General features: G+C 73.6%; 29 protein-coding genes and 1 tRNA gene. 7 read left to right on the top strand and 23 right to left on the bottom strand.

All coding sequences use genetic code 11. The features are described from left to right. Positions 1 to 388: 388 nt before the first annotated feature. From O7602_RS13535 to O7602_RS13480, 12 genes are all read right to left on the bottom strand, one after another. Positions 389 to 976, bottom strand: a complete 588-nt coding sequence (locus tag O7602_RS13535; RefSeq protein WP_281589313.1) for a MerR family transcriptional regulator — start codon at positions 974 to 976, stop codon at positions 389 to 391. A gap of 204 nt (positions 977 to 1,180) precedes the next feature. Continuing rightward, the gene (locus O7602_RS13530; protein WP_088647333.1) at positions 1,181 to 1,645 is read right to left on the bottom strand and encodes a bifunctional nuclease family protein; all 465 of its coding nucleotides are present in this window, start codon (positions 1,643 to 1,645) and stop codon (positions 1,181 to 1,183) included. 214 nt (positions 1,646 to 1,859) lie between these two features. Continuing rightward, positions 1,860 to 2,561, bottom strand: coding sequence for a MerR family transcriptional regulator (locus O7602_RS13525; RefSeq protein ID WP_281589311.1), 702 nt, complete (start codon positions 2,559 to 2,561; stop codon positions 1,860 to 1,862). Positions 2,562 to 2,611: 50 nt separating this feature from the next. Further along, positions 2,612 to 3,064 (bottom strand): FHA domain-containing protein, encoded by a 453-nt coding sequence (locus tag O7602_RS13520; RefSeq protein WP_007071101.1) that lies wholly within the window; start codon positions 3,062 to 3,064, stop codon positions 2,612 to 2,614. Positions 3,065 to 3,281: 217 nt separating this feature from the next. Then, entirely contained in the window at positions 3,282 to 3,662 is a 381-nt protein-coding gene (gcvH, locus tag O7602_RS13515; RefSeq protein WP_281589309.1) for a glycine cleavage system protein GcvH, read from the bottom strand. 54 nt (positions 3,663 to 3,716) lie between these two features. Continuing rightward, the gene (locus O7602_RS13510; RefSeq protein ID WP_281589308.1) at positions 3,717 to 4,667 is read right to left on the bottom strand and encodes a DUF881 domain-containing protein; all 951 of its coding nucleotides are present in this window, start codon (positions 4,665 to 4,667) and stop codon (positions 3,717 to 3,719) included. Between the two features lie 10 nt (positions 4,668 to 4,677). Continuing rightward, positions 4,678 to 5,010 (bottom strand): small basic family protein, encoded by a 333-nt coding sequence (locus O7602_RS13505; protein ID WP_007071104.1) that lies wholly within the window; start codon positions 5,008 to 5,010, stop codon positions 4,678 to 4,680. Continuing rightward, a complete protein-coding gene (locus O7602_RS13500; protein WP_281589306.1) occupies positions 5,007 to 5,951 on the bottom strand; it encodes a DUF881 domain-containing protein in 945 nt (314 codons plus the stop codon). The genes O7602_RS13505 and O7602_RS13500 overlap by 4 nt, the downstream gene beginning before the upstream one ends. Then, on the bottom strand, positions 5,948 to 6,583 hold the full coding sequence (locus O7602_RS13495) for a CDP-alcohol phosphatidyltransferase family protein (RefSeq protein WP_281589304.1): 636 nt from the start codon (positions 6,581 to 6,583) through the stop codon (positions 5,948 to 5,950). The genes O7602_RS13500 and O7602_RS13495 overlap by 4 nt, the downstream gene beginning before the upstream one ends. 266 nt (positions 6,584 to 6,849) lie before the next feature. After that, entirely contained in the window at positions 6,850 to 7,320 is a 471-nt protein-coding gene (locus O7602_RS13490) for a MarR family transcriptional regulator (RefSeq protein WP_281589302.1), read from the bottom strand. 46 nt (positions 7,321 to 7,366) lie between these two features. Continuing rightward, positions 7,367 to 8,554, bottom strand: a complete 1,188-nt coding sequence (locus O7602_RS13485) for a PP2C family protein-serine/threonine phosphatase (RefSeq protein ID WP_281589300.1) — start codon at positions 8,552 to 8,554, stop codon at positions 7,367 to 7,369. 75 nt (positions 8,555 to 8,629) lie between these two features. Further along, positions 8,630 to 9,376: an SAM-dependent methyltransferase gene (locus O7602_RS13480; RefSeq protein WP_281589298.1), complete on the bottom strand. Its 747-nt coding sequence runs from the start codon at positions 9,374 to 9,376 to the stop codon at positions 8,630 to 8,632. A 154-nt stretch (positions 9,377 to 9,530) separates the two neighbouring features. Between O7602_RS13480 and O7602_RS13475 the strand changes: the two genes are divergently transcribed. From O7602_RS13475 to O7602_RS13465, 3 genes are all read left to right on the top strand, one after another. Beyond that, positions 9,531 to 10,412, top strand: a complete 882-nt coding sequence (locus tag O7602_RS13475) for a universal stress protein (RefSeq protein ID WP_281589296.1) — start codon at positions 9,531 to 9,533, stop codon at positions 10,410 to 10,412. A gap of 150 nt (positions 10,413 to 10,562) precedes the next feature. Continuing rightward, on the top strand, positions 10,563 to 10,772 hold the full coding sequence (locus O7602_RS13470) for a phosphatidylethanolamine-binding protein (protein ID WP_281589295.1): 210 nt from the start codon (positions 10,563 to 10,565) through the stop codon (positions 10,770 to 10,772). After that, the gene (locus O7602_RS13465) at positions 10,769 to 11,230 is read left to right on the top strand and encodes a hypothetical protein (RefSeq protein ID WP_281589293.1); all 462 of its coding nucleotides are present in this window, start codon (positions 10,769 to 10,771) and stop codon (positions 11,228 to 11,230) included. The genes O7602_RS13470 and O7602_RS13465 overlap by 4 nt, the downstream gene beginning before the upstream one ends. A 15-nt stretch (positions 11,231 to 11,245) precedes the next feature. On the opposite strand, the gene O7602_RS13460 is transcribed toward O7602_RS13465, so the two are convergent. After that, positions 11,246 to 11,452 carry a hypothetical protein gene (locus O7602_RS13460; RefSeq protein WP_281589291.1) on the bottom strand — a complete coding sequence of 69 codons (207 nt, stop codon included), beginning with the start codon at positions 11,450 to 11,452 and terminating at the stop codon, positions 11,246 to 11,248. 128 nt (positions 11,453 to 11,580) lie between these two features. Here O7602_RS13460 and O7602_RS13455 point away from each other — a divergent pair, with 128 nt between their 5' ends. Continuing rightward, positions 11,581 to 12,237, top strand: a complete 657-nt coding sequence (locus O7602_RS13455; protein WP_281589289.1) for a hypothetical protein — start codon at positions 11,581 to 11,583, stop codon at positions 12,235 to 12,237. A 9-nt stretch (positions 12,238 to 12,246) separates the two neighbouring features. On the opposite strand, the gene O7602_RS13450 is transcribed toward O7602_RS13455, so the two are convergent. From O7602_RS13450 to fdh, 9 genes are all read right to left on the bottom strand, one after another. Then, positions 12,247 to 12,432 carry a hypothetical protein gene (locus tag O7602_RS13450; protein WP_281590655.1) on the bottom strand — a complete coding sequence of 62 codons (186 nt, stop codon included), beginning with the start codon at positions 12,430 to 12,432 and terminating at the stop codon, positions 12,247 to 12,249. Positions 12,433 to 12,499: 67 nt separating this feature from the next. Further along, positions 12,500 to 12,697 carry a hypothetical protein gene (locus O7602_RS13445; protein ID WP_281589287.1) on the bottom strand — a complete coding sequence of 66 codons (198 nt, stop codon included), beginning with the start codon at positions 12,695 to 12,697 and terminating at the stop codon, positions 12,500 to 12,502. 45 nt (positions 12,698 to 12,742) lie between these two features. After that, entirely contained in the window at positions 12,743 to 13,522 is a 780-nt protein-coding gene (locus O7602_RS13440; protein WP_281589285.1) for a hypothetical protein, read from the bottom strand. Positions 13,523 to 13,552: 30 nt separating this feature from the next. Further along, positions 13,553 to 15,316, bottom strand: a complete 1,764-nt coding sequence (gene selB, locus O7602_RS13435) for a selenocysteine-specific translation elongation factor (RefSeq protein ID WP_281589283.1) — start codon at positions 15,314 to 15,316, stop codon at positions 13,553 to 13,555. Positions 15,317 to 15,320: 4 nt separating this feature from the next. After that, complete coding sequence (gene selA / locus O7602_RS13430; RefSeq protein ID WP_281589281.1) at positions 15,321 to 16,613, bottom strand: L-seryl-tRNA(Sec) selenium transferase; 1,293 nt, start codon at positions 16,611 to 16,613, stop codon at positions 15,321 to 15,323. 23 nt (positions 16,614 to 16,636) lie between these two features. Next, positions 16,637 to 16,732, bottom strand: a tRNA-Sec gene (locus O7602_RS13425). Between the two features lie 46 nt (positions 16,733 to 16,778). Beyond that, the gene (nrfD, locus tag O7602_RS13420; protein WP_281589279.1) at positions 16,779 to 17,918 is read right to left on the bottom strand and encodes an NrfD/PsrC family molybdoenzyme membrane anchor subunit; all 1,140 of its coding nucleotides are present in this window, start codon (positions 17,916 to 17,918) and stop codon (positions 16,779 to 16,781) included. Beyond that, positions 17,915 to 18,961 (bottom strand): 4Fe-4S dicluster domain-containing protein, encoded by a 1,047-nt coding sequence (locus O7602_RS13415; protein WP_281589277.1) that lies wholly within the window; start codon positions 18,959 to 18,961, stop codon positions 17,915 to 17,917. The genes nrfD and O7602_RS13415 overlap by 4 nt, the downstream gene beginning before the upstream one ends. Continuing rightward, the gene (fdh, locus tag O7602_RS13410; RefSeq protein WP_281589275.1) at positions 18,954 to 22,280 is read right to left on the bottom strand and encodes a formate dehydrogenase; all 3,327 of its coding nucleotides are present in this window, start codon (positions 22,278 to 22,280) and stop codon (positions 18,954 to 18,956) included. The genes O7602_RS13415 and fdh overlap by 8 nt, the downstream gene beginning before the upstream one ends. Before the next feature lie 331 nt (positions 22,281 to 22,611). Here fdh and O7602_RS13405 point away from each other — a divergent pair, with 331 nt between their 5' ends. Next, entirely contained in the window at positions 22,612 to 22,938 is a 327-nt protein-coding gene (locus O7602_RS13405) for a hypothetical protein (RefSeq protein WP_281589274.1), read from the top strand. Beyond that, positions 22,935 to 23,585: a nucleotidyl transferase AbiEii/AbiGii toxin family protein gene (locus O7602_RS13400; RefSeq protein ID WP_281589272.1), complete on the top strand. Its 651-nt coding sequence runs from the start codon at positions 22,935 to 22,937 to the stop codon at positions 23,583 to 23,585. The genes O7602_RS13405 and O7602_RS13400 overlap by 4 nt, the downstream gene beginning before the upstream one ends. Before the next feature lie 10 nt (positions 23,586 to 23,595). On the opposite strand, the gene O7602_RS13395 is transcribed toward O7602_RS13400, so the two are convergent. After that, a complete protein-coding gene (locus tag O7602_RS13395; protein WP_281589270.1) occupies positions 23,596 to 24,498 on the bottom strand; it encodes an SDR family oxidoreductase in 903 nt (300 codons plus the stop codon). Positions 24,499 to 24,597: 99 nt separating this feature from the next. Between O7602_RS13395 and O7602_RS13390 the strand changes: the two genes are divergently transcribed. Then, on the top strand, positions 24,598 to 26,397 hold the full coding sequence (locus O7602_RS13390; RefSeq protein ID WP_281589269.1) for a 5'-nucleotidase C-terminal domain-containing protein: 1,800 nt from the start codon (positions 24,598 to 24,600) through the stop codon (positions 26,395 to 26,397). The last annotated feature ends 129 nt before the right edge of the window (positions 26,398 to 26,526 follow it).

Genomic DNA, 26,526 nt, shown 5'->3' with positions numbered 1-26,526 from the left:
CAGCGCCGCGGCAGGGGACGTCGCCAGCGACACGACATCACGCGCCGTGACGTCGGCATGCCGGCGACCGTCAGGGACCATAGCGTGCCCGCCGCCACCCTTCACGCCCACCCGGTCGGAATCCCGACAACCGTCGACCACGGACAGTCAACGCTGTAACCCGATTCGCTCGATACGACCCAAACGTGTCACCCGACCGGGATCCCGACCGTCTCTTTCGGACACCGCACCGACACCCACCGCGACCTGCACACACCGCCGACCACCCCACACCCGGCCGACCCCGGCCGCCGAACCCGCACCCCCGAACACACACCGTCACCAAACGACGAATCGCGCCGGACCGAAAAGGCCACGACGCGATCCCGTACACGAGACACCGAAACGATCACCCGGCCCGGCGCCGCGCCCGCCGCGCCGCCAACTCGTCCCCCACCGAATCGACCTCAGGCTCCGCCGCCACGACATCCCGCTCCGGCCCACCCGCCGGCTCCGCCGGCAGATGCGACAACGAACCCTGAATCTCCTTGAACGCGCCACCGATCGCGATGCCGAACACCCCCTGGCCGCCCTGCAACAGGTCGACCACCTCCTCCGGCGACCGGCACTCGTACACCGTCGTCCCATCGGAGATCAACGTGATGCCCGCCAGATCATCCACCCCACGCGACCGCAACGCCTCGATCGCCCTCCGGATGTTCTGCAACGACACCCCGGCATCCAACAACCGCTTCACGACCTTCAACACCACCAGGTCGCGGAACGAATACAACCGGGACGTCCCCGAACCCGACGCGTCCCGCACACTCGGCACCACCAACGCCGTCCGCGCCCAGTAGTCCAACTGCCGGTAACTGATGCCCACCGCCGAACACGCGGTCACACCCCGGTAGCCCACCTCACCATCAGCGAACGACCCGGGCCCCACACCCGCCTGCTGCCCCGAACTCGGACCAGGATCTCGCGGCTCGTGCATCCGGACCAACCTCCCCGCCCGTGCGGCGCCACGTCCCCGTACGGGCACCCCTCGACACGGCAACCCTAACGCCGAGGAGACGACAACACCGGCAGGAGACACCCGACACGCCGCGCTACCACCCCACAACAGCACACACGGCGGCCAGCCGTCACCACCGTGACAACCACCGCCCCGCCACCCCGACCACCCGGCCGGACCCACTCAACCCGCGAAATCCTCCGGACGCACCTGCTCCAGGAACTCCCGGAACTTCTCCACCTCGTCCTCCTGCTCGTCCGGAATCACGATCCCCGCCTCGCTGAGGACCTGCTCCGCACAACGAATCGGCGCACCCACCCGCAACGCCAACGCGATCGAATCACTCGGCCGCGCCGACACCCGCACCCCGTCACCGAGCAACAGATCCGCGTAGAAGACGTTCTCCTTCAACTCGGTGATCTCCACCGCCCGCAACGGCGCCTGCAACGCCGCCAACACATCCCGCAGAAGATCATGCGTCAACGGCCGCGCCGGCTTGACCCCCTGCTGCTCATAGGCGATGGCCGTCGCCTCGACCGCGCCGATCCAGATCGGCAGATAGCGGTCCCCCTCGACCTCCCGCAGCAGGACGATCGGCTGGTTGCTGGGCAACTCCACCCGAACTCCGACCACGCTCAGCTCGCGCACCGCCGCCTCCGTGTCGTCGTCACCATCGCACCGCGCCTTCCCCTGCACGGTACACGGACACAGGACACGCAAGTCCCACGCGCTACGTGCACCACGCCTCGACAGACGGGCATACCCCGGCAAGCCTACGACACGCCCACGCCGCCCGAACGTCGCGCGCCCACCCACCACGAAGGGCCGGGCACCCCACGGCACCCGGCCCCCCACCAACACCTCACCGACCCAACGTCGACCGCAACCCCACCCGCACCAACGCCGCATGCAGCTGCTGCGACAACGCCATCAACTCCCGCGCCGTCTCCGCCGCCCGCGCCCGCGCCGCCGGATCACTCTGCCGCACCAACGGCGCCACCAACTGCGCGAACAAACCCACCTCACGATCCGCCGCCGACCGGTACGCCCGCAGATGCCGCGGCTGGAACCCGTACGCCGCCAACCCCGCCACCGCACCCGCGATGATCAATGCATCCGCGTCATACCACCCCGGCGGATCCGACACCACCACACCGAGCCGCTCCAACTCGACAAGCGTCGACTCGTCGAGCCCGCTGCGCGACAACAACTCCGACCGACCCAGCCGCACCTCAACCGACTCGACCGGCTCCACCGACTCCCGACCCGGCACCTCACCACCCGGACCGACCGCCACCAGATTCGGCCGCGCCCGACCCGACGGCGCCCCGTCGGCATCCCACTGCGCCAACTGCTCCCGGATCACCCGCAACGGCAGATACTGATCCCGCTGCGCGGTCAACACGAACCGCAACCGCGCCACGTCATCCCAGCCGTACTTCCGGTAACCCGACGGCGTCCGCTGCGGCTCCACCAGGCCCTCGGCCTCCAGAAACCGCAACTTCGAGATCGTCACGTCCGGAAACTCCGCCCGCAACCGCGCCAACACCTCGCCGATACTCATCAGCGCAGGCGCACGCCCCGCCCCGGACGGCGTCGAAGCCGCAGGCTCGTTCACCCCCGGCCGGCCTCCTCCTCCGGGCGCGGACCGGCGATGAACACCACCCGGAACTTGCCGATCTGCACCTCGTCACCATTGCTCAACGTGGCCGCCTCGACCCGCTCCCGGTTCACATACGTGCCGTTCAGGCTGCCCACGTCCCGCACCGTGAACGTGCCACCGTCCCGGTGGAACTCCGCGTGCCGCCGCGACACCGTCACGTCGTCGAGGAAAATGTCACTGTCCGGGTGCCGCCCACTCGTCGTCACATCGTGGTCCAACAGGAACCGGGCACCCGCATTCGGGCCCCGGCGAACCACGAGCAACGCCATTCCCGGCGGCAACGAACCGGACATGCGGCTCGGCACCACATCGGTGTCCGGCCCCTCCAGCACTTCGTCGAGCGAACCGAGATTGAGCGTCGAAGTGACGTCGAGCGGGGGGAACTCGTCGTCTGGGCGCGTCATGGGACCACCTCACGGATCTGTTCGGTCGGCGTCAGGAAATGGCGGGTCTGGCCGCCGGGCAAACCCACACCCGGCGGCTGGCTCCCCATGCCCGGGAAGGCGCATTCCGCAACGCTCAAACTATTGGTTCTCGGTCGACTGGGCGAGCCTAGCCAGCGCCGAAATGCAGGGCAACCGGACGCGCGGAACCAACCCCGCCGCCCGGCACGACACGACCTCAGCTCTCGGTGAGCCCGCGGTACGCGTCAGCGGTCAACAGACCATCGACCGCAGCCGGATCATCCGGAGTGATCTCCACCAACCAACCCGCACCGTACGGATCCGTGTTGATCACCTCCGGGGTGTCGGTCAACGCCTCGTTGCGCGCCGACACCGTGCCGCCCAACGGCGCGTAGATCTCCGACACACTCTTCGTCGACTCGATCTCCCCCAGCGACTCACCCGCCGCCACCACCGCACCGGAGTCCGGCAACTGCACGAACACGATGTCACCCAGGGCGTCCTGCGCGAAGTGCGTGATACCGACGCGGACGACACCACCGTCACCACCGACGACCCACTCGTGCTCGGCGGTGTACCGCAGATCCTCAGGAATCACCAACTGCGTCCTTCGTCATCGGCGCACCGGGCGAACCGGCGCGGCCGCGACCGGTCAGGAAACCGGCCGGGCGTGGTCCAGCTTGATCGGCGCGTGCAGCTGCGAAACCTCCACAACCTCACGATCCTCGGACGTCACGTTACCGCCGGCCTCCCGCACCGCGGAGACCACCCCGCCCGGAATGTTCAAGGCCGTACGCATCGTCGCCGGATCACCGATCACCAGGAGCGAGTACGGGCCACCCAACCGCCGCCCGTCCACCAGCAGGCCACCACCCGACGCTTCCACGAAATACGTCGACGCGATGATCCGCACCGCGGTGCCGTCCGCACCCTGGATCTGCATCGCCTCCGCGCCCGCACCCCGCAACTCCTGCACCGCGTCCAGGATCCGCGTCGACGACATCGCCTTGTCCGGCCCCGAGAACCGCACCTCCAGACCCGGCCCCACCGCCGGCAGGGTCCCCGCCAGAATGCCCAACTCGTCCGCCCGCCGCGTCGCCTCCTCCAGCGCCGCCTGCCGACCCTGCTCACCCGAACGCAACTGCCGCTGGCTCTCCTCCAACGCCTCGATGTCCTGCCGCAGCCGCCGCTCCCGCGCGTCCAGGTCCGACGAGATCCGGACCAGGTCCTCCTCCCGCGTCGCCGCGAGCGTCGGATCCGTCGACGTCGTCTTCAACTGCACCACCAGGGTGAAACCCAGCAACGCCAGCAGCACCGCGATCATCGCGCCCGCCGACGTCAACCGCCGCGCCCCGGACACCCGCTCCGGCCGCGCCCGCGCCCCCGGCTCCTCCGCCGGCGCCGGCACGTCCTCCCGTTCCGCCGGCTCGACCGGCGCCAACGGCTCGGCAGGTTCCACCGGCTCGACCGGCGCCAACGGGCTCAACTCGTCCGGATCCGGCGCATCCGGACGAGGATCCGGCTCACCAGCCGGACCCGACGGCCGCCCCGGCTCCGCCGGCTTCGGCCACCCCGTGCCCGTCTCCCTGTGCTCCTCGCTCATCGCCACCAACCTACGCCCGGAACAGGTGCCGACGGATCGCCGCCACATTTCCGAAGATGCGCACCCCGAGCACGACCACCACACCAGTGGACAACTGACCACCCACGCCCAACTGGTCACCCAGATACACGATCAGGCCCGCCACCAGCACATTCGAGATGAACGACACCACGAACTGCTTGTCGTCGAAGATCCGGTCCAGCTTCGCCCGCACCCCACCGAACACCGCGTCCAACGCGGCCACCACCGCGATCGGCAGATACGGCTGCAACGCCGCCGGCACCGTGGGGTCCAGATACACCCCGAGCACCACACCAGCGAGCAACGCCAGCACCGCGATCATCGGCCACCTCCCGAAGGGCTGGAAGAAACACCCGAGCCGGACGACCCAGGACTGGACGAACCCGCGACACCCGAACCCGACGGACGCGGACTCGCCGACGGCTCGGCGTAGCGTAGCTGTGGCTCCGGAGCCGCCGGGAGCGAGAGGTCGTCGACCTCCTTCACCCCGAACGACAACCCCGTCGTCCGCGCCACCTCCCGCATCAACCCCGCCGCCCGGCCGTCGTCGAACTTGCCCCGCATCGACCCCGGCCCGATCGCCTGCACCTCGTACGGACTCGTCACCGGCCGGTAGTCCACCAGGATCGCCTCACCGGCCTGCCGGATCGTCGACGTCGCGGTCAACCGCTGCCCGTTGATCGACACCGCCTCCGCGCCCGCCGCCCACAGACCGTTCGCCACCTTCTGCAGGTCGGAGTACAACACGTGCGACGGACCGGCCTCCGCCCCCGTCACCGCGTCGGTGTCCCGCGGCGCGTCGGCCAACCGCACCACCACACCGTCCCCACGCACCCGACCCAGGCCCGTGCCGGCCTCAAGCGTGCGCAACCGGGACGCCTGCGAACCGCTCAACGCCGCGTCCCGCTGCCGGCCGACCTCCTCGCGCAACTGCTCCGCCCGCGCGGTCAACCGGTCCGTCTCCGCCTCCCGCTGCTTGATCGCGGCGATCAGACCGGCCCGCGCGGTCGCCCGACTCGGCTCCTCCGCCACCGTCTCCCGGTAAGCCACCGCGAACAGGAACCCGATCACCGCCAGCACCACCAGGCTCACCGGACGGCCCAGCACCTCCCGCATCCGCGACACCGGACCCACCGCCCGGCGGGCCGACGCGTCGGCGTAACCCGGATCCAGCGGATTGCGGAACAGCTCGGTCAGGAAGTCCGGCGCGTACACCCGCGTCGACGGGTCCCGTTCCCCGTCCCGGGGCGGCGCCGCCGTCACGCCGTGACCCCCGCGCGTCGTGCCCGCATCGCCAGGACCAGGCGGCGCGCCTGCACCACGTACATCGCGCCGGCCACCCAGTAGAGAACGAGGCCCCACCAGCCCAGACCCCAGCCGATCGCGCCGGCCGCGGTGGCCACGCTCGGCGCGGCGTCGGCCAACAGCAGGATCGGGAACGCCGCCAGCAGCAGGAACGTCGCCGTCTTGCCCATGTAGTGCACCGGGGGCGGGCCGTAGCCGTAGCGGCGCAGCACCCCCAACGAGCCGAGCAGCAGCAGCTCACGGGCCAGCAGCGCCGCGGTGAACTGCCACGGCACCACCTCACGGGCGGTGAACGCCAACAACGTGGCCAGGATGTACAGCCGGTCGGCCAGCGGGTCCAGCAGCTCGCCCAACCGGCTCACCTGCCGCAGGCGCCGTGCGATCCAGCCGTCGACCCAGTCGCTGGTGCCGCCCAGGGCCAGCACCACGACGGCGACCACGTCGGCCCGGGCCACGAGGAAGAGATAGAGGAACAGCGGCACGCCGAGGAGCCGGACGAAGCTGATCAGGTTGGGCAACGTGAGGACGCGGTCCGTCGAGACCGTCGCCGCATCCCCCGGTTGCTCCGCCGGAGCCGGCCGATGCGACACCCCAACCCCCCTCCGCAGCACGGTCCGGCAGCCGAACGAGCGGCCGCCGGAGGAACGTGCGCGTTGTCGGCCGGTCGGATGCCGGCGCCCTCCCCGATGCGGCCCACCATCGAACGGATCGTGGGCCGGCCAGTTGCGCTGCCACTATATCGGGCTGCCGGCTAGCTCCCGGTGTTGGCGCTGCGTGGCTGATCAGTGTCGTGACGGTGTCGGCCGTCACAACCGCTAAGGCATCCTAGGATACTAGTGGAGGCGAGCGCGCCGGATCAGGCCGTGCGGGCGGTCGAGTCGGAGCCGGCCTGCGGCGTCGCCATCGCGGCCGCCTGGCCGAACGCCAACAGCGCCAGCAGCAGGTCGTGCTGCACCCGGTGGGGCATCCGGTCGAGCACCGCCTGCACCGCCCGGTGCCGCCGCTCCTGCAACTCCCGCAGCAGCGACTCGGCCGCGTTCGTGGGGATGAGCCGCACCTCGCGCCGGTCCCGCGGGTCGGCCGCCCGGCGCAGCAGGCCCACCGCCTCCAGCCGGTCACAGAGCCGGCTGGCCGACGACGGAACCACGTCCAGCAACTCGGCCAGCCGGTTCACGTTGGTGTCGGGATGCGACACGATCAGCGACAGCACCCGCAGCTGGGTGGGCGAGACGCTCACCGTGTGCCGCGACGTGGCCGAGTCGAGCACACCGATGAGCGCCTCGGCAGCCGCCTCGACGGCCGCGGCAAGATTCGGAGGTCGCTCCACCCGCTGTCCCCTGCGATCGTCTCGCTCGTGTTCGCCCCGCCGCTGGTCACCGCCGCGTGACGTCACCCGACCGGCTGGAACCGCGCCAGTCCAGACAGACGACTACCGCGTCGTCGCGAAGATCCGCGTCGGCATGGTACGCGTGCAGTTCGCGCATCACCGTACCAACTGCCTCGGCGGCCGGCTGCAGCCGAGTGGACCGCATCGCCCGCGCCATCGCCCGCGCCCCGTAGGGCTCCTGCTCATCCGGCTCGGCCGCGTACACCCCGTCGCTGACCACGAAGAGCCGATCCCCCGGCTCCAGGCCGAACTCCTGCACCGCATACCGCGTCTCGGCGAACATGCCGAGCGGCAGCTGCTGCTCCAGGCTGACCGGGGTGACCCGGCCGCCGCGCAGCCGCAGCACGCGAGGGGAACCCGCGTCCACCGCCCGCACCACGCCCCGCCGACCGTCCAGCTCCAACAGCAGCGTGGCCACGTGCCGGCTCCCCCGGTGCTGGTAGAAGATGGTGTCGGAGGCCAGCTCGGCCTGCTCCACCAGGCTGCCGCCGGAGCGGCGCGCGTTGCGCATCGCGTTCACCGTCACCGCGGTGAGCAGCGACGCGGACAGTCCGTTGCCGGCGCCGTTGAGCACCGTCAGCGTGAGCCGGTCGCTGTCGACGGACCAGTCGAAGTGGTCGCCGCCCACCGTGTACGCCGGCTCGAGCTGCCCGGCGAGCAGCACGTCGCCGTGCTCGACGCTGCGCCCGGGCAACAGGTCCCACTGCATCTCCGCGGCCATGCTGAGCCGCTCCCGCCGGCGCACCCGACGGTAGCGGTCGGTCTCCCGGTCGGCCGCGCGGATGGCCACCGCCAGGTCACCCGCGGCCTCCCGGGCCGCCGCCACCGTCGCCGCGTCCGGGACGCCGGGAAACTCCACGAGCAGCACGCCGAGCCGCTCCCCCCACACCGACAGCGGCAGGTGGGCCAGGCAACGGCCGTCGTCCGCGGTGTCCAACACCGGCTGCTGGCTGCTGAAGCAGCGCTGCGCCACGCCGTGCGAGCGGAGCGGGCCGCCGTCGGCGCGCTCCTGGTCCCGCACCGGCCACAACCCGCTGGACCGGTAGTCGGCGACGAACACCTCCGACCGCGCGGCGCCGAGCGTCTGGCGGAGCACCGCGTCCGCGGCCTCCGGCAACTGGTCGGGTGGCGCCGTGCGCAGGGCACGCGACACCGCTCCGGACGCCTCCGGCATGTGCTCATCCTCCGAGAATGACGATTGCTACAGGACAAGCATCATACGGAGGCCACCGACACCGACGTCGTCGGCTCAGCCGGTCGGACGCCGGGCCAGCCCGCCGTGGAACGCGTCCGGCACCGGCTCCGGCTCGCCCACCGGCCGCCACCGGGCCACCGGCACGAGGCCCTCGCCCGTCGGCTGCCAGCGACCGAGCAGCGGCGCGAACTCCCCGGGGGAGCGCATCCGGAACGCCGGGCCCATCATCGCCAGCGCCCGCGGGTGCCCGGCCAACTCCTCGCCGTCGAAGTCGATCGCCAGCCAACTGCCCGGCGCCACCGCCTCGTAGAGCTCGTCGAGCGTCCGGACGAGCGTGTCGTCGTCCAGGAAGGCGGCCAGCCCGAGGAAGACCACCCCGACCGGTCTCCGCCCCCAGCCCGGCACGAAGCGGTGCAGCAGGGCCGGATCGAGCGTACCGATGTCGGTGGCGTCGCCGTAGCCGTAGCCGGCGCGGTCGCTGCCGGCCAGCAGGCGCTGGCCGAGCCGGACCGTCTCCGGGTCGACGTCGGTGTAGAGGACGGTGGCGTCCGGCGCCGCCTCGTGGACGTTGCCCCGGGTCGGCACGCCGGCGCCGAAGACCAGGAACGCGTCCACCCCTTCGGCGGCGATCGCCCCCACCGCCCGGCCGAGGAAGGCACGCAACGAACGGAAGATCGCGGCGCACGGCCCGTACGCCGCCTCGAACGCGGCGGCCGCGGCGACATCCACCGGACGGTGGTGCTGCCCGCCGAGCCAGTGGTCGATCATGCGGGCGGTGCTCGGTCGGTCCGGTTCGGCCATCGATGAGGATCCCTCCCCTGGGCGCTTGTCGCCAGCGTACCGACCGGCCGACTCCCGCGGTATCGCCGCGAAGGGGGCGCGCCGGCCGCGATACTGGCCGCGGGTCGAAGCCGCCGGCGCGTGCCCGCCCCGGCCCGCGACGAGGAGGTACGGGGTGAACTCGGCGAACGGCGCGGCGGTGGTGGTCGGCGTGGACGGCTCGGAGTCGGCGGCTCGGGCGGTGCGCCTGGCCGCCCGGGAGGCCGCCCGGCGGAACCGTCCGCTACGGGTGGTGCACGGATTCATCTGGCCGCTGCTGCGCGTGCCGGTGACCGCGCCCGACCAGGCGCCGCCCGGCGCCGGCCTGCGCCACCAGGCCGAGCAACTGGTCGGCGACGCGGTCGCGACCGCCGAGGCGCAGTGTCCCGGGCTGCGGGTCACCGGCGAGATCATCGACGGGGAGGCCGCCGCCGTGCTGCTCGGCGAGTCGCCCGCCGCCGCCCTCGTGGTGCTCGGTGACCGGGGGCTCGGCGGATTCGCCGCGCTCGTGGTCGGCTCCGTCGCGGTGCAGGTCGCCTCGTACGCCGACTGTCCGGTGCTGGTCGCCCGCGGGACGGCCCGCGACGCCGGTCCGGTGGTGGTCGGCGTGGACGGGTCGCCGCGCTCCCGGGCCGCGGTCGAGTTCGCCGCCGCGACCGCGTCCACGCGCGGCGCCCGGTTGCACGCGCTGCACGCCTACACCCACCCGGCCTCCGCGGGCCCCGGGGACATGCAGCCCCTGGTGTACGAGGAGGGGCGGCTGCGCGGCGAGGAGGACGAGGTGCTCGTCGGGTCGCTGGCCGGGATCGAGGAGCGCTGGCCGGACGTGCCGGTGACCCGCGAGGTGGTGCACGCCCGGCCGGTCGGCGCGCTCACCGCGGCCTCCCGCGCGGCCCAGCTGGTCGTGGTCGGCCGGGAGGGTCGCGGCGAGCTGAGCGGGTTGCTGCTCGGCTCGGTGAGCCAGGGGCTGCTGCACCACGCCGACTGCCCGGTCGCGGTGGTCCGCGCGCCCGACTGAGTGGCCCCGAGCGGACGGTTCGCGCGCCCGACTGAGTGGCCCAGGGCGGACGGTCCGCGCGCCCGGGTGAGTGGCCCAGGGCGGACGGTTGGCGCTGCCCGGGGCGGGTAGACGGGGCGGACAGCCGGAAGCGACCGCGAGGAGGCAGCGATGCCAGGACCACGGCCGGGCAGCAACGCGTACGACAAGCAGCGGGCGCGGTTGCGCGACCGCGTGGAGCAGTCCGGGCGGGCCGCCGACCAGGAGGCGAACGAGGTGGCGAACCGGATCCTCCAGGACGACCGGGGTCAGCGGGGCGTAGCCCGGGGTGACCGGACCTACGGGCCCAAGGGCGAACGCGAACCGGGCGACCCGAAGTGAGGGCGGCGCCCCTCGTCGACGGCGCCATCGCGGGCGCCGTCGGCAGCGCCGCGCTCAACGTCGTCAGCTACCTCGACATGACGCTGCGCGCCCGCCCGGCCAGCACCACCCCGGAGACGACCGCCGGCCGCCTCGCCGACGTGGCGCACGTCGACCTCGGACCGGGCGAGGAGGCGGCGAACCGGCGTGCCGGCCTCGGCCCGATGCTCGGATACGTCACCGGCGTCGCCGCCGGCGCCGCGTTCGGCCTGCTCGCCGCCCGCCGCCGGATGCCGCTGCCGGTGGCGGTGACGCTGCTCGGCGGCGGGGTGATGGCCACCTCCGACAGCTCGATGACGGTGCTCGGCGTGACCGACCCGCGCACCTGGCGCCGGGTCGACTGGCTCTCCGACCTGGTGCCGCACCTGGCGTACGGGTTGGTGGCCGCAGCCACCTGGCGGCGGCTGCGGCCCGGTTAGCGGTCGCGCGTCCGGTCAGCGGTCGCTGTCGTCCTCGGCCACCGGCTCGCCGGCCGGGCCGTACGGCGACACCTGACCCTTCGGCACCGGCCGGCCGGCGTCGCCGCGGGACGTGCCGGCGCCGCGCGAGCGGTCGCCGCCCCCGGCGGCGGCCTTGCGGCTGTCCTGGCTGGTCGCGCCCAGGTCGCTGCGGCGCAGTTCCTCCTGCTGCGGCTTGACCACAGGTCTCTCCTTCCCGGTGGGGACGCGCGGTGCTCGGCCGCGCGCCTGAGCCGGTTACCCGCCGCCGCCGGGCGCATTCCGGCAGTGGCGCGGGGTCTGGGCCGGCCCCGGACGGGTATCCCGGTGCCATGCCGGACGATCGGAACGTGGCGCGGGCCCTGCTGGACCGGCAGTCCCGCACGTACGCGGAGGAGGCCGGGATCACGCTCGCGGACCGGCCCGGCCCGCTCTACCAACTGCTGGTGCTGACGACGCTGTTGAGCACGCGGATCCGGGCGTCGGTGGCGGTGGCCGCGGCCCGGGAGCTGTTCACCGCGGGCTGGCGTACCCCGCAGGAGATGGAGGCGGCGAGCTGGCAGGACCGGGTCGACGCGCTGGGGCGGGGTCACTACCGGCGCTACGACGAGCGGACCGCCACCATGCTCGGCACCGGCGCCCGGCTCTGCCTGGACCGGTGGCACGGCGACCTGCGCCGGCTGCACCGGGAGGCCGGCGCGGACCGGTCGGTGCTGCGCCGGCGGCTCACCGAGTTCCCCGGGATCGGCCCGACCGGTGCGGACATCTTCCTGCGCGAGGTCCAGGCGGTCTGGCCGGACGTGCGCCCGTACGCCGACCGGCGGACCCTGGCCGGGGCGCGGCGGCTGGGTCTGCCGGCGAACCCGGGCAGCCTGGTCGGGCTGGTCGGGGAGGCCGACTTCGGGCGGCTGGCCTCGGCGCTGGTGCGGGTGGCGCTCGGCGAGGAGTCGGCCGGCGAGGTGAGCCGCACCGCGGCGGCGGGCCGCTGAGCCGCCGGGCTACTTCGCCGGGCCGGGTCGGGTCAGGTGCCAGGCCAGCAACGAGGCGAGCAGGGCGAGCAGCACCACCCCGCCGGAGATGCCGCCACCCTCGCCGCCGCCGGCCCGGTGGCCGGTGGCGCCGAAGTAGATCACCGCCAGGCCGGCGAGCACGGTCACGAACGTCCGCATTCCTCGGTCCCTCACGCCCCGGACGGTACGTCCGGCGGCGGCGCCGGTGGCCCGTTTCGCCCCGGTCGTCCCCCGGACGGGGTCAGTCCGTCTCCAGGTCGTCGAGGGAGACGGCGTGGGTCATCAGCCAGCGGGCCAGGGCGGCCATCCCGAACAGCCACAGCGGCGCCGACTCGGTGGTGCCGTTCGTGGCGAAGATGGCGAACCGCAGGTCCGGGGCCCGGTACGCCTCGATCCGCCACTTGTGGTTCTTGTCCCGCCAGACCGCGGAAGGGTCCATGGCGTCACGGTAGGTGACCGGGGCGGGCCGTCGGCGGCGGTTGGCTCAGCCGCCCGGCACGACGTAGCGGCCGAGCACCGTGCCCGCCACCGCCAGCACGAGGGAAATCGCGATGCCGCCGAGGATGAACCACCCGAGCCCGCTCCAGCCCGAGCGGCGCGGCCGGGTGGCCGGTACGTCCGCGCGCCATCGTTCCCGCCAGGTCCAGGCGAGCACGCCGAGGCCGAGCGGCAGCAGCCCGACCCAGAACCAGTACCAGCGGGTGCCGACCACGGGCGGCGGCCCGGCGACGAGCATGAGCAGCCAACCGACGCCGATCACCAGGGCCAGCGTCGCGGCGGCGTTGGCGACCGCGTCCGCCAGGGTGTCCCCGCCGTGGGTGACGGCGTCCCGGGCCCGCGGATCGGCAAGCGGATCGGCGAACGGATCCGGTCCCGGCCACGTCGCGGCGTCCGGTTCCGGGCTCGCCTCCGGACCCGGGCCGACGCCCGTGATGTCGCCCTCGGTCGGGGTCCGCGCCGGCAGGTAGGTGTAACGGAACTGGCCGTCGGGGCGGGTCCAGACGACCGTCGAGCCGCCCGGCGCGTAACGGGGCTCGGGGCGCCGGCCCCAGGGCCCGCCGGTCTCCCACCCGTCGACGCGGGTGATCGTCAGCACCCGGCCGGCCGCGAGGTCACGCGCCAGGTCGCTCTGGTCCGCGGCGCGCGGCGCGGACCACCAGGCGAGCGCCGCCCAGACCAGCCAACAGGTCAGCACAGCCGCCGGCAGCGCCCGACGGCGCAGCCATGCCCCGTCGAGCCGGACGGTGCGGAGCCTGTCGATCATGCCGACACCATGCCATCCGGACGCAACAGGTCAGCCGGGCGGGCGGACCACCTCGCGGGCGTCTCCGGGCAGCCGGCGGGTGGCCCCGCGGCGGTCCAGCAGCTCCAGCAGCGGCACCGCCACCCGGCGGGTGGTGCCGAGGGCCTGCCGGGCGGCGCTGAGCGTGAACGGCTGCGGCAGCCCGGCGAGGACCCGCACTGCGTGCTCCGGGGCGCCCGGCAGCAGCACCACGTTCTCGGCCAGCCTCAGCAGCTCGCCGGCCCGCACCGCGGCGCCGATCTCCCGGGGGCCCAGGCCGAGGTCGGCGAGGTGGTACGCCTCGGGGGCCTGGAACGGCCGGTCGCCGTACTCGGCGCGGACCGCCGCCACGGCCCGGGCCACCGGTTCGGGCAGCGTCCCGGCGGGCGCGGCGGTGACCAGGCCGGCGTGCAGTCGCAGCGGCGGGCGTAGCAGCGCCGTCACCAGCGACCGGTCCGGCAGGCCGAGGCGGTGACGCAGTACGTCGACCGGCACGCCGGCGGCGAGCGGCTGCTCGGCGGCGTACCGGGTGACCTCCGCGGTGAGCCGCCGGCCCAGGTCCCGCCAATGGTCGGGGTCGGCCAGCCAGTCCCCGGCCACCGGGGTCGCGGTCGGCGGCACACCCATCCGGGTGAGCTGCCCGGCCCGGACCAGCCGCCGGCGGCGCAGTTCGCCGGCCGGGTCGGGGCGCCCGTCGAGGCCGGCCAGGACGGTGGCGCGGGCCGCCGCCGCGCCCCGCCGGCGCAGCGGCGGCGGTTCCACGTCCAGCACGGTGATCCCGCCGGCGACGTGGCGTCGGCCCGGGTCGCGCAGCAGCGCCCGGTCGCCGATGAGCAGCGGCAGCGGGCGGGCCAGGCGTAGCCGTACCGTGTCCGGGCCCAGCGGCCGGACGTGGGCGGGCACCGCCGCGGAGCCGACGTGCAGCGTGAGGGCGGCCGGCAGGTCGGCGGCCGGGTCGCCGGCCAGGCGCACGTCGACCAGGTCGGTGCGGCCGAAGCGGCCGGGGCTCAGCAGGGCGTCGCCGCGCCCGACCCGGTCGCGGGGCAGGCTGCGCAGGTTGACCGCCACCCGGGCCACCGCGTCGACCCCGGGGTGGGCGACGCCGAGCGAGTGCAGGCCGCGGACCCGCACCGGCTCCCCGGTGGCGGCGAGTTCGAGTTCGTCGCCGACGCGCAGCCGGCCGCCGCCGAGGGTGCCGGTGACCACGGTGCCGCTGCCGCGCACGGTGAACGCCCGGTCCACCCAGAGCCGCACCGGGGCGTCCCGGTCCGGGTCGGGCAGCCGGGCGACCAGGCGGTCCAGGGCGGCGCGCAGCTCGGGCAGGCCGGCGCCGGTGACCGCGGAGACCGGCACCGCCTCCACCTCGCCGAGCGAGGTCGCGGCGATCTCCTCGCGGGCCCGTGCCACCGCCGGCCCCGGGTCGGCCAGGTCCGCGCGGGTCACCGCCAGCAGCCCGTACGACACCCCGAGCGCGTCGAGCGCGGCCAGGTGCTCGGCGGACTGCGGCATCCAGCCCTCGTCGGCGCCGACGACGATGAGCGCGGCCGGGACCGGGCCGACCCCGGCGAGCATGTTCGGTACGAACCGTTCGTGCCCGGGCACGTCGACGAACGCCAGCGTGCCGCCGGAGGGCAGGGTGGTCCAGGCGAAGCCGAGGTCGATGGTCATGCCCCGGCGGCGTTCCTCCGCCCACCGGTCCGGTTCCATCCCGGTCAGCGCCCGGACCAGGGTGGACTTGCCGTGGTCGACGTGCCCGGCGGTGGCGACGACCCACACCGGCTCAGCCCGCCACGCGCAGGATCGCCGCGCGGACTCGGTCGTCGGCGGTGTCGGGCACGGCGCGCAGGTCCAGCAGGAGCCGGCCGTGCAGCACCCGGCCGAGGATCGCCGGGTCGCCGGTGCGCAGCGGCAGCGCGTACCGCTCGGGCAGGCTCAGCGCCCACGAGTCCAGCTCCACGCCGGGCGCGCCGCCGCCGCCGACGACCGCCGCGGCCGGCACCACCTCGGCCTTGCAGCCGTCGGCGCCGAGCAGGTCGCGCAGCCGTTCGGTGCGGGCGCGCAGCCGGCCCGGGTCGGCGTGCAGGGCCTCGCCGGTCGGGGTGGCCGGCGCGTGCAGGGTGGCGGCCAGCGCGGCGAGGGTGAGCTTGTCCACCCGCAGCGCCCGCGCGAGGGGGTGCCGGCGCAGCCGTTCGACCAGGTCGGCGGTGCCGAGCAGCAGGCCGGCCTGCGGCCCGCCGAGCAGCTTGTCGCCGCTTGCGGTGACCAGGTGGGCGCCGGCGCGCAGCGTGGTCGCCGCGTCCGGCTCGTCGGGCAGCAGCGGGTCGGGGGCGAGCAGGCCGGAGCCGATGTCGGCGACCACAGGCACGCCGAGCGCGGCCAGCTCGCCGACCGGCACGGCCGAGGTGAAGCCGGTGACCAGGAAGTTCGACGGGTGCACCTTGAGCACGAAGCCGGTGTCCGGGCCGATCGCGGCGGCGTAGTCGGCGCGGGTGGTGCGGTTGGTGGTGCCCACCTCGCGCAGCCGGGCGCCGGTGCTGGCCAGCAGGTCGGGCAGGCGGAACCCGTCGCCGATCTCGACCAGCTCGCCGCGGCTGACCACGATCTCCCGGCCGGCGGCGAGCGCGGTGGCGGCAAGCACCAGCGCGGCGGCGCCGTTGTTGACCACGTGCACGGCTGGCGCGTCGGGCACGGCGGCGGCGAGCGCGTCGAGCGCCTCTCGGCCGCGCCGGGCCCGCCGGCCGGTCGCCAGGTCGAGTTCCACGTCGGTGTGTCCGGCGGCGGCGACGAGCGCGTCCACGGCCGCCGGCGCGAGGGGTGCCCGGCCGAGGTTGGTGTGCAGCACGACGCCTGTGGCGTTCAGCACCGGCCGTGGGGTGCGCCCGGTCAGCCCGGCCAGCGCCGCGTCGCGTACCCCCTCGGGGGTGAGCTCGCCGCGGCGGGCCCGCTGCTGGGCCGCGACGATCGCGGCCTTGACCCGGTCGCGGCCGAACGTGCCGGCGGCAGCCGCAAGCGCCGGGTCGGCGAGCAGCGCGTCGGTGCGCGGCACCCGCCGACGCGGGTCCGCCTCACGCATCGACGCTCCCCCTCGGACGGTTGTGGCGGAGACGGACGGGAATCGAACCCGCCTGGCCCGGGTCCCGGACCACACCGGTTTTGAAGACCGGGAGGGGCACCAGCCGCCTGAACGCCTCCACGCAGCAGTCAACCACAGCGGCCCACCGGCCGCCGGGCGAGGTGCTCAGGCCGCCCGGTCGGCGCGTTCCCGCTGCGGGACGACCGTGTACTTCGGGTCCCGGGCCGAGGCGACGCCGCCGTGGAAGATCCCGAAGCGGGTGCAGACGGACGCGGCGAGCAGCGCGCCGCCGGAGACCGCGGAGACCAGCCGGCTGCGGCGGCCGAGCCACGCGCCGGCCACCCCGGCAGCGGTGAGCGCCCGCCCGGCGCGCAGCAGCTTTCCCGCGGCGCCCTCCGCGTAGGGCTCGCTGAGCAGGCCGAGCCGGTTCTCCACCCGGTGCGCGCCCCACAGCTCCAGCGCCGCGCCGGCCACCGCGAGCCGCCGCGCCGGCCCGGCCTGGCCGGCGGGCGCGGCCAGCAACCCGACGCCGGCGCCGCTGGCGAGCGCGCTGCCCGCGAAGATGACAGGCAGTTCCGGGTACGCCTCGTGCCACGACGGCACCGCCGTGTCGGCAAGCAGCACCCCGGTGTACGTGGCGAGCGCCGGCGCGGTAACGGCGGCGACCAGCCCGGCGGCGTGCCCGGTCGGGGGCAGCAGCCGGCGGGCCAGCCCGGGCACGCCGCGTTCGGGCAGCCGGTGCGCCGCCTCGGCGACCGCGGCCAGCCCGGCGGCCGGGCCGAACGCGGTGAGCACCCAGGTGCCCACCGACATCGGCGAGGTCACCTTCGCCACCCGCAGCATGTGGTGGAAGCGGCTCGGCCGGCCCAGGTCGTGGATCAGGAAGAACGCGCTGGCGCCCACCGCGGCGAGGGAGGCGACCCGGCCGGCGCGGCGCAGCGCCGGCCGTCCGGTGAGCTGCCCGCCGGCGGCCAGCAGCGAGGAACCGGCGGCGAGCCCGCCGGTGAACAGGTACGCGGGGATGTCCCACTTCCAGACCGGCGGTTTGAGGACCGGCCGGCCGTAGTAGGAGGTGAACTCCGCCGGCGGCACGGTGAGCTGCTCGCCGCCCCTGCCGCCGCGGCGACGCCGGGGGGCGGTGTCGCGGGCGGGGTGTGGGGCCAGCCCGGCGTCGCGGGCGCCGGCGTCGGTGCGGCCGACGCCCGGGCCGGTGGCCCGGCTGCCGCTCTCCGGGGTCACGCCGTCGGCGGCGAGGCGGTCGCGGAAGCGACGGAACAGGGCGCCCACCTGACGGTCCGGGCTCACGACGACCCTCCGACGAACGCGGCGACGGTCGCCGCCGCCATGGCCAGCGCGGCCAGCCCGGCCCGCTTCCACATCTTCGGCAGGTCCCGGGTGGTGACCACCGGGTCCGGCGGCAGCCCGTACACCTCCGGCTCGTCCAGCAGCAGGAAGAACGCGCCGTCGCCGCCGACCCCGTCGGTCGGGTCGTGGCCGTAGAGCCGGGCCTCCGGCACGCCGCGCTCGTGCAACGTGGCGACCCGCTGCGCGGCCCGCTCCCGCAGCTCGTCGAGCGGGCCGTACTGGATCGACTCGGTGGGGCACGCCTGCGCGCAGGCCGGGGTCATGCCGGCGCCCAGCCGGTCGTAGCAGAGCGTGCACTTCCACGCCCGGCCGTCGTCCTCACGCTTATCGATCACGCCGTAGGGGCAGGCGGAGATGCAGTAGCCGCAGCCGTTGCAGATGTCCTCCTGCACCACCACCGTGCCGAACTCGGTGCGGAACAGCGAACCGGTCGGGCACACGTCCAGGCAGGCGGCGTGCGTGCAGTGCTTGCACACGTCGGACATCATCAGCCAGCGGAAGTCGGTGCGGCTCTCCGCGCCGGTGCCCCGCCCCGGCGGCTGCGCGCCGGGCATGCCGAGGAACTCCGGGCCGGCGGACATGCGCGCCCCCGCTTCCGGGCGTCCGGACGGCAGGCCGGGGTCCGTGCCGGTGCCCGGTGCCGCGGCGGCGCCGACCGACGCGGACGTCGGACCGCTGGACGCCGCGCCGGTCGGGTCGCCGGCGAACGGCGGCGTGCGGTCCCCCGCCGGGCGGGGCTGCTCGATGAACGCGACGTGCCGCCACGAGTTCGCGGTCAACGCGCCGGTGTTGTCGTAGGACATGCCGAGCAGGTCGAAGCCCGAGTCGGGGACGCCGTTCCACTCCTTGCAGGCCACCTCGCACGCCTTGCAGCCGATGCAGACGCTGGTGTCGGTGAAGAACCCCATCCGCGGCGGCGCGGACACCCAGCCCGCGTCGGGGGCCGGGTCGAGCGGTCCGTACAGGCTGTCGGCGTCAGGCATGACCGTCTCCGTCGCGCGCCGCGGCCTCGGGCGTCTGCTCGTCGGTGCTGCCGGCCGCGTTCTCCCCGCCCAGCACGTCGGTGGTCACGATCGGCACTTTACGGTCCGGGGCCATGCCGGCCCGTCGCTGGTAGTCGCCGACCAGGTCGAGCAGCGCCGGCCCGGTGGGCCGCCGGCCGGACCGGATGTCACAGGTGCCGATCTTGCTTTCCTGGATGAGCACGTTCGGGTCCAGGGTGATGCCGAACAGGTCGTTCGCCGAGTCGCCGGTGACCAGCCCCTCGCGGCCGAAGTGGTAGGGCAACCAGACCTGGTGGATGATCCGGCCGTCCACCCGCAGCGGGGTGAGCCGGTCGGTGACCAGCACCCGCGCCTCGATCACCGCCCGCCCGCTGATCAGGTGCGCCCAGCCGAGATGCGCCAACCCCACCTCGGCGGCCAACTCTGGGGACACCTCGACGAACATCTCCGGTTGCAGCTCGGCCAGGCGCGACACGGTACGGCTCATCCCGCCGGCCGTGTGGTGCTCGGTCAGCCGGCTGACCGTGAACACGTACGGGAAGACCTCGCTGTGCGGCTCCGGCGGGCTCGGGTTGATCCGGTTCACCGGGTGCTCGTAGATCTTCCGGGTCGGGTTGGCCTGCTGCCCGTACAGCGGGTTGCGCATCGGCGACTCGGCCGGCTCGTAGTGCGTCGGCAGCGGGCCGTCGAGCACGCCGGTCGGCGCGTACAGCCACGCCTTGCCGTCGCCCTGCATGACGAACGGGTCGTCACCGGCGAGCGCCGCCGGCCCGGAGGCGTCGGCCGGCGGCCGGTACGTCGGCGGCTTCGTCTTCTCGAAGTCCGGCACGTCGTAGCCGGTCCACTCGCCGGCGTCCGGGTCCCACCAGACGTACTTCTTGCGGTCGCTCCACGGCCGGCCCTCCGGGTCGGCGGAGGCGCGGTTGTAGAGCGTGCGCCGGTTCGCCGGCCACGCCCACCCCCACTCGGCGGCCACCCAGTCCTGCTCGTGCCGGGACCTGCGGCGGGCCGCCTGGTTCACCCCGTCGGCGTAGACGCCGGAGTAGATCCAGCAGCCGACGGCGGTGGAGCCGTCGGCTTTCGCCTCGGCGAACGCGTTGAGCGGGCGGCCGGTGGCCACGTCGAAGCCGTTGATCTCCTTCAGCACCGCCTCGGCGCTCGGCTCGGCGTGCGCGCCGTGCGTCGGGTAGTCCCAGGTCAGGTCCAGCAGCGCCCGGTCGCGGGGTTTGCTGGAGGCGGCCAGCTTCTCCCGCAGCACCCGGCCCAGGTGGTAGAAGAACCACAGCTCGGAGCGGGCGTCGCCCGGCGGGTCGACGGCCTTCTCCCGCCACTGCAGCAGCCGCTGGGTCTGGGTGAAGGTGCCCTCCTTCTCCACGTGCGAGGCCGCCGGCAGGAAGAACACCTCGGTCCGGCACTCCTGCGGCACGATCTCCCCGGTGGCGATCTCCGGGCTGTTCTTCCAGAACGTGGCGCTCTCGATCAGGAACAGGTCGCGCACGACCAGCCAGTCCAGGTTGGCCATGCCCAGGCGCTGGGCCCGGCCGTGCGCCGAGCCGACCGCCGGGTTCTGGCCGAGCAGGAAGTAACCCTTGATCCCGCCGTCGATCATGTTGAGGACCTGCTGGTAGGTCCCGTGGTCGCCGGTCATCCGGGGCAGCCAGCCGTAACCGAAGTCGTTCTCCGGCGTCGCCGCGTCCCCCCAGTACGCCTTGAGCAGGCTCGCCGCGAACGCCCGCGAGTTGCCCCAGAAGCCCTTCTGGCCGGGGTGGCGGATGCTGTCCACCCACTTGTCGAACGTCGGGTGGTCGGCGTGGTGCGGCATCGGCAGGTAGCCGGGCAGCAGGTTGAACAGCGTCGGGATGTCGGTGGAGCCCTGGATGCTGGCGTGCCCGCGCAGCGCCAGGATGCCGCCGCCCGGCCGGCCCATGTTTCCCAGCAGCGTCTGGATGATCGCCCCGGTGCGGATGTACTGCACGCCGACGCTGTGCTGCGTCCACCCCACCGAGTAGACGAGCGCGCCGGTGCGCTCCCGGCCGGAGTTCTCGGTCCAGGCACGGGCCAGTTCCAGGAACTTGTCCTCCGGGATGCCGCAGACCCGGGCCACCATCTCCGGGGTGTAGCGGGCGAAGTGCCGCTTGAGGATCTGGTAGACGCAGCGCGGGTGCTGCAACGTCTCGTCCCGCCGGGCCCGCGCCGGCACCGGCTCGCCGTGCGACTCGTGCTCCAGCCCGGACGCCGAGTCACGCTCCTTGCCGGTCCCCCGGATCGTGGTGCTGCCCTCGTGGCCCTCGTACTGCCAGCTGGCGTGGTCGTAGGAGCCGGTCTCCGGGTGGTAGCCGGAGAACAGGCCGTCCAGGTCCTCGGTGTCGGCGAACTGCTCGCTGACGATGGTGGCCGCGTTCGTGTAGGCCAGCACGTACTCCCGGAAGTCCAGCTCGTTGTCCAGGATGTAGCGCACCACGCCGCCGAGCAGCGCGATGTCCGTGCCCGCCCGGATCGGCAGGTAGGTGTCGGCGAGCGCGCTGGTGCGGGTGAACCGCGGGTCGACGTGGAAGACCTTCGCGCCGCGCCGCTTCGCCTCCATCACCCACTGGAAGCCCACCGGGTGGGCCTCGGCCATGTTGGAGCCCTGGATGACGATGACGTCAGCGTTGGCGAGGTCCTGCTGGAAGTCCGTCGCGCCGCCGCGACCGAAGCTGGTCCCCAGACCGGGGACGGTGGCGGAGTGTCAAATGCGGGCCTGGTTCTCGATCTGGAGCGCCCCCATCGCCGTGAACAGCTTCTTGATGAGGTAGTTCTCCTCGTTGTCGAGGGTCGCCCCACCGAGGCTGGAGATGCCGAGCGTCCGGTTCAGCGGGCGTCCGGCGTCGTCGACGTCCTCCCAGGTCTCGTCGCGGGCGGCGAGAACCCGGTCGGCGATCATGTCGAGCGCGACGTCGAGGTCCAGATCCTCCCACTCGGTCGCGTACGGCCGGCGGTATCGGACCTTCGTCTGCCGCAGCGGGCTGGTCACCAGGCTCTTGCTCGCCGAACCCTTCGGGCAGAGCCGGCCACGGGAGATCGGGCTGTCCGGGTCACCCTCGATCTGGGTGACCCGACCGTCCTTGTGGAAGACGCGCTGCCCGCAGCCGACCGCGCAGTACGGGCAGACCGACCGGGCCATGCCGTCGGCGGTCTCGGTGCGGGCGGTCAGCTCGGCGGAGCGTGCCGACTGCGCGGCGGCCCCGCGCCCCAGCGGGTCGGTGCCGGTGAGTTGCCGGTAGACCGGCCAACCCTGGATGAACGTCTTCAACCCCACCCGGGCACCCCCTCCACGCTGAGATCGGCGGACACTGAGCACACTAGGCCAGCCGAACCGGGCTCGCGAGTCGAGTGGAAAACAGCGCCGCCCCGGCCTGGTGACCGGGGCGGCGCTGGGCGTCGGTGTGCAGGTCGCCTCTCGGCGAGTGGCGCGACGCGGCTCCAGCCGAACGGTATTCCGCGAAGGCAATTTAGGTGAGGCCCGGGGACACTGGTCACACCGACGCTCTGCACAACGGTACCGGGCGGTCGGTTCTTCCGCCGGGCCGTCGTGACGCCGGTCACCGACTTCCGCGCTCGCCACGCCGGGCAGGGGTTACCCTGATGCCATGTCCGCCACCGCCAGCGCGTACCTCGCCCGACCTGGGCGTCCCGCGGTGGTGGCGCGCACCCTGGCCGAGCTGACCGGCCCCACCGCCGGCATCGTCGAGCTGCCGGTGCGCCTGATGTGGTGCGGCGAACGCGCCTTCGACCTCGCCGACCCGGACGAACTGCTCTGGATGTACGAGAACGTGCTGCGCGAGACCAGCCGGATGGACGACCTGCGGGAGCTGATCCACGCCGGCACGCTGCGCCGGGTGTGGCCGCTGCTCAACCTGCCCCGGGGCGTACGCCTGGCCTGGGAGGCCCGGCACCGGAGCCTGCGCGCCGCGTGACGCATCCGCACGACTTCTACCGGGAGGTGGCCCGGGTGGCGCTGGCCGCCGCCGGCCCGCACCGGTTCGTGCTCGGCGGCGGCGTGGCCTGGGCGGCGCACGGCCTGGTCACCCGCCCCACCGAGGACGTCGACCTGTTCGCCGACGTCGAGGGCGCCGCCGCCGCGGCGGCCGCCGACGTGCGCGCCGCGCTGGAACGGGCCGGCTACCGGGTGGACGAGGCCGACCCGGACGGGTTGGGCGAGGTGTTCGACGGCTTCGACCGGGACCTGCGTGACTTCGTGGTCAGCCGCGGCGACCGCCGGATCCGCCTCAGCCTGGCCCGGCTCGACCGCCACCGCAGCCCGGTGGTGATGGACTTCGGCCCGGTGATGGACGTGCGGGACCTGATCGCCAACAAGACCGCCGCGCTCGTCAACCGGCGGGAGGTACGCGACTACATCGACGTGGCCGCCGCGCTGGACCGGTACGCGGTGACCGAGCTGCTGGCGTTGGCCCGCCAGGTCGATCCGGCGCTGGAGGACGCCGACGTGCGCGCCGCCGGCCGCTACCTCGACGGTCTCGCCGACCGCCGGTTCACCCGCTACGGGCTGGACCCGGCGCGAATCGCCGAGGTGCGCCGCCGGATGGCCGCCTGGCCCCGCTGACCCGTCCGGGTCACTTCGTCAGCCGGCCGCCGGTGACCCCGAGGATCTCCCCCGTGACGTAACTGGACTCCTGGGAGGCGAAGAAGACGTACGCCGGGGCCAGCTCGGCCGGCTGGCCGGGGCGGCCCAGCGGCACGTCGGTGCCGAACTGCTCGACCTTCTCCGCCGGCATGGTGGCCGGGATCAGCGGGGTCCACACCGGGCCGGGCGCGACCGCGTTCACCCGGATGCCCCGGTCGGCCAGGTTCAACGCCAGCGCCTTGGTGAAGGTGGCGATGGCCGCCTTGGTGGTGGCGTAGTCCAGGAGCTGCGGCGACGGGTCGAACGCCTGGATCGACGACGTGTTGATGATCGCCGAGCCCTCCTTCAAATGCGGCACCGCGAACCTGCTGAGCCAGAACATGGCGTACACGTTGGTCTTGAAGACCCGGTCGAACTGCTCGGTGCTGATGTCGTCGATGCCGTTGTCCTGCGACATCTGGTAGGCCGCGTTGTTGACCAGGACGTCGATGCCGCCCAGGTCGGCGACCGCGCGGTCGATCAGCTCGCGGCAGTTGGCCTCCTCGCGCAGGTCGGTGCGGACGGCCAGCCCCCGGCGGCCGGCCTGCTCGACCAGGTCGACCGTCTCGCGGGCGTCCGCCTCCTCCTCTTCGCCCAGGTAGGACACCAGGACGTCGGCGCCCTCCCGGGCGAAGGCGATGGCCACGGCCCGGCCGATGCCGGAGTCGCCGCCGGTGATGACCGCCCGCTTGCCGCTGAGCCGGTCTGCGCCCCGGTAGGACTCCTCGCCGTGGTCCGGCTTCGAGCCCATCTCCTGCTCCGTGCCGGGGGTCGACTGCCGCTGCGCCGACCGGCCCGGCTGCTGGCCGTACTGCTCGGTCGGGTCCTGCCGGGTGTACTGGTCCTCGCTCATGCCTGCGCCCCTACCCCGAGGCGCGCCCGAAAAACGCCTGATGGTCTATCGTGCGCAACGGCGCCCACGAGGCGCGTACCCCCATGGAAAGGCACCGCATTGACCTCCTCCTCCGGCGCCTCCCGGCGCCAGGTGCTTGCCGTCGCCGCCGCCGCGGCGACCGCTCCCCTGCTCGCCGCCGCGCCCGCCGAGGCGAAGCCGAAGCCGCCGAAGCAGCCGAAGACCTGGGACCTGACCGTCCTCGGCACGTCGGACACCCACGGCAACGTCCACAACTGGGACTACTACCGGGATTCCGAGTACGACGACAGCGCGCACAACGACGTCGGCGTCGCGAAGCTCGCCACCCTGGTCAACCAGATCCGGGCCGAGCGCAGAGGCAGAGCGACGCTGGTCCTGGACGCCGGCGACACCATCCAGGGCACGCCGCTCGCGACCTACTACGCCAAGCAGGAGCCGATCACCAGCACCGGTGAGACGCACCCGATGGCCAACGCGATGAACGTGTTGAGGTACGACGCGGTCACGCTCGGCAACCACGAGTTCAACTACGGCCTGCCGCTGCTGGCCACCTGGATCAAGCAGCTCGGCTTCCCGGCCCTGGCCGCCAACGCGCTCAACGCGAAGACCGGCAAGCCGGCCTTCCTCCCGTACGTGATCAAGCAGGTCCGACTCGGCGGGCACGGCGCACCGAAGCTGCGGGTGGGCATCCTCGGCCTGACCAACCCCGGCGTGGCCATCTGGGACCGGGCGAACGTCGAAGGCCGCCTGGTCTTCGCCGACATGGTCGCCACCGCCGCGAAGTGGGTGCCGGAGATGCGCCGGCGCGGCGCCGACGTGGTCATCATCTCCGCGCACGGCGGCGACAGCGGCACCTCCAGCTACGGCCCGGAGCTGCCGAACGAGAACCCGACCGCGCTGATCGCCGAGCAGGTGCCGGGCATCGACGCGATCCTGTTCGGCCACGCCCACAACGAGGTGCCGCAGAAGTTCGTCACCAACGCCAAGACCGGCCGGGCGGTGCTCACCTCCGAGCCGTCCAAGTGGGGGCAGCGGCTGACCCGGATGGACTTCACGCTGACCCGGGACAAGGGCTGCTGGAAGGTGGTCGGCTCGTCGGCCACCACGCTGAACACCAACACCGTGGTCGAGGATCCGGCGGTGCTCGCGGCCGTCCGGGGCCAGCACGCCAAGACCGTCGACTACGTCAACAAGGTCGTCGCCCAGTCCAGCGTGGAGCTGTCCGCCGCCGAGTCGCGCTACAAGGACACCCCGATCCTGGACTTCATCAACCACGTCCAGACCGAGGTGGTCACCGAGGCCCTGGCCGGCGGCGCGTACGCGGGCCTGCCGGTGCTGTCCATCGCCGCGCCGTTCAGCCGCACCGCCGTGTTCCCACAGGGCGACGTGCGGATCCGCGACGTGGCCGGCCTCTACGTGTACGACAACACGCTGGAAGCCGTCGTGCTGACCGGCGCCGAGGTGAAGGCGTACCTGGAGTACTCGGCGAAGTACTTCACCACCGTCGCGGTCGGCGCCCCGGTCGACGTGGCGACCATCAACGACCCGACCGTGCCGGACTACAACTACGACGTGTTCTCCGGCGTCGACTACGACATCGACATCTCCAAGCAGGTCGGTCAGCGGATCACCCGCCTGACGCTGGCCGGCACCGACACCCCGGTCGCGGCGGACGCGCAGTTCGTGGTGGCGGTGAACAACTACCGGCGCAGCGGCGGCGGCAACTTCCCCGGCATCGTGAAGACCCAGGTCTACAACGCGCAGCAGGAGATCCGCCAGCTCCTGATCGACTGGGCGCAGGCCGAGGGCGTCATCGACCCGGCCGACTTCTTCGTGCCGAACTGGAAGCTGGTCCGCGAGGGCGTACCGGTCTTCTGACCCGCCCCAGCCCGGTTGATCATGAAGTTGGCGGTGCTCCCGGTCCGTTTTGTCACCGCCAACTTCATGATCGACGCGACCGAGTGGAGATCTTGGAAAGAGAGGGCCCCTGGAGGGGCCGGGAGCTTC

Source organism: Micromonospora sp. WMMD1128, assembly GCF_027497235.1.
Lineage (GTDB): Bacteria > Actinomycetota > Actinomycetes > Mycobacteriales > Micromonosporaceae > Micromonospora.
This window is presented reverse-complemented; position numbering and strand designations above follow the sequence as displayed.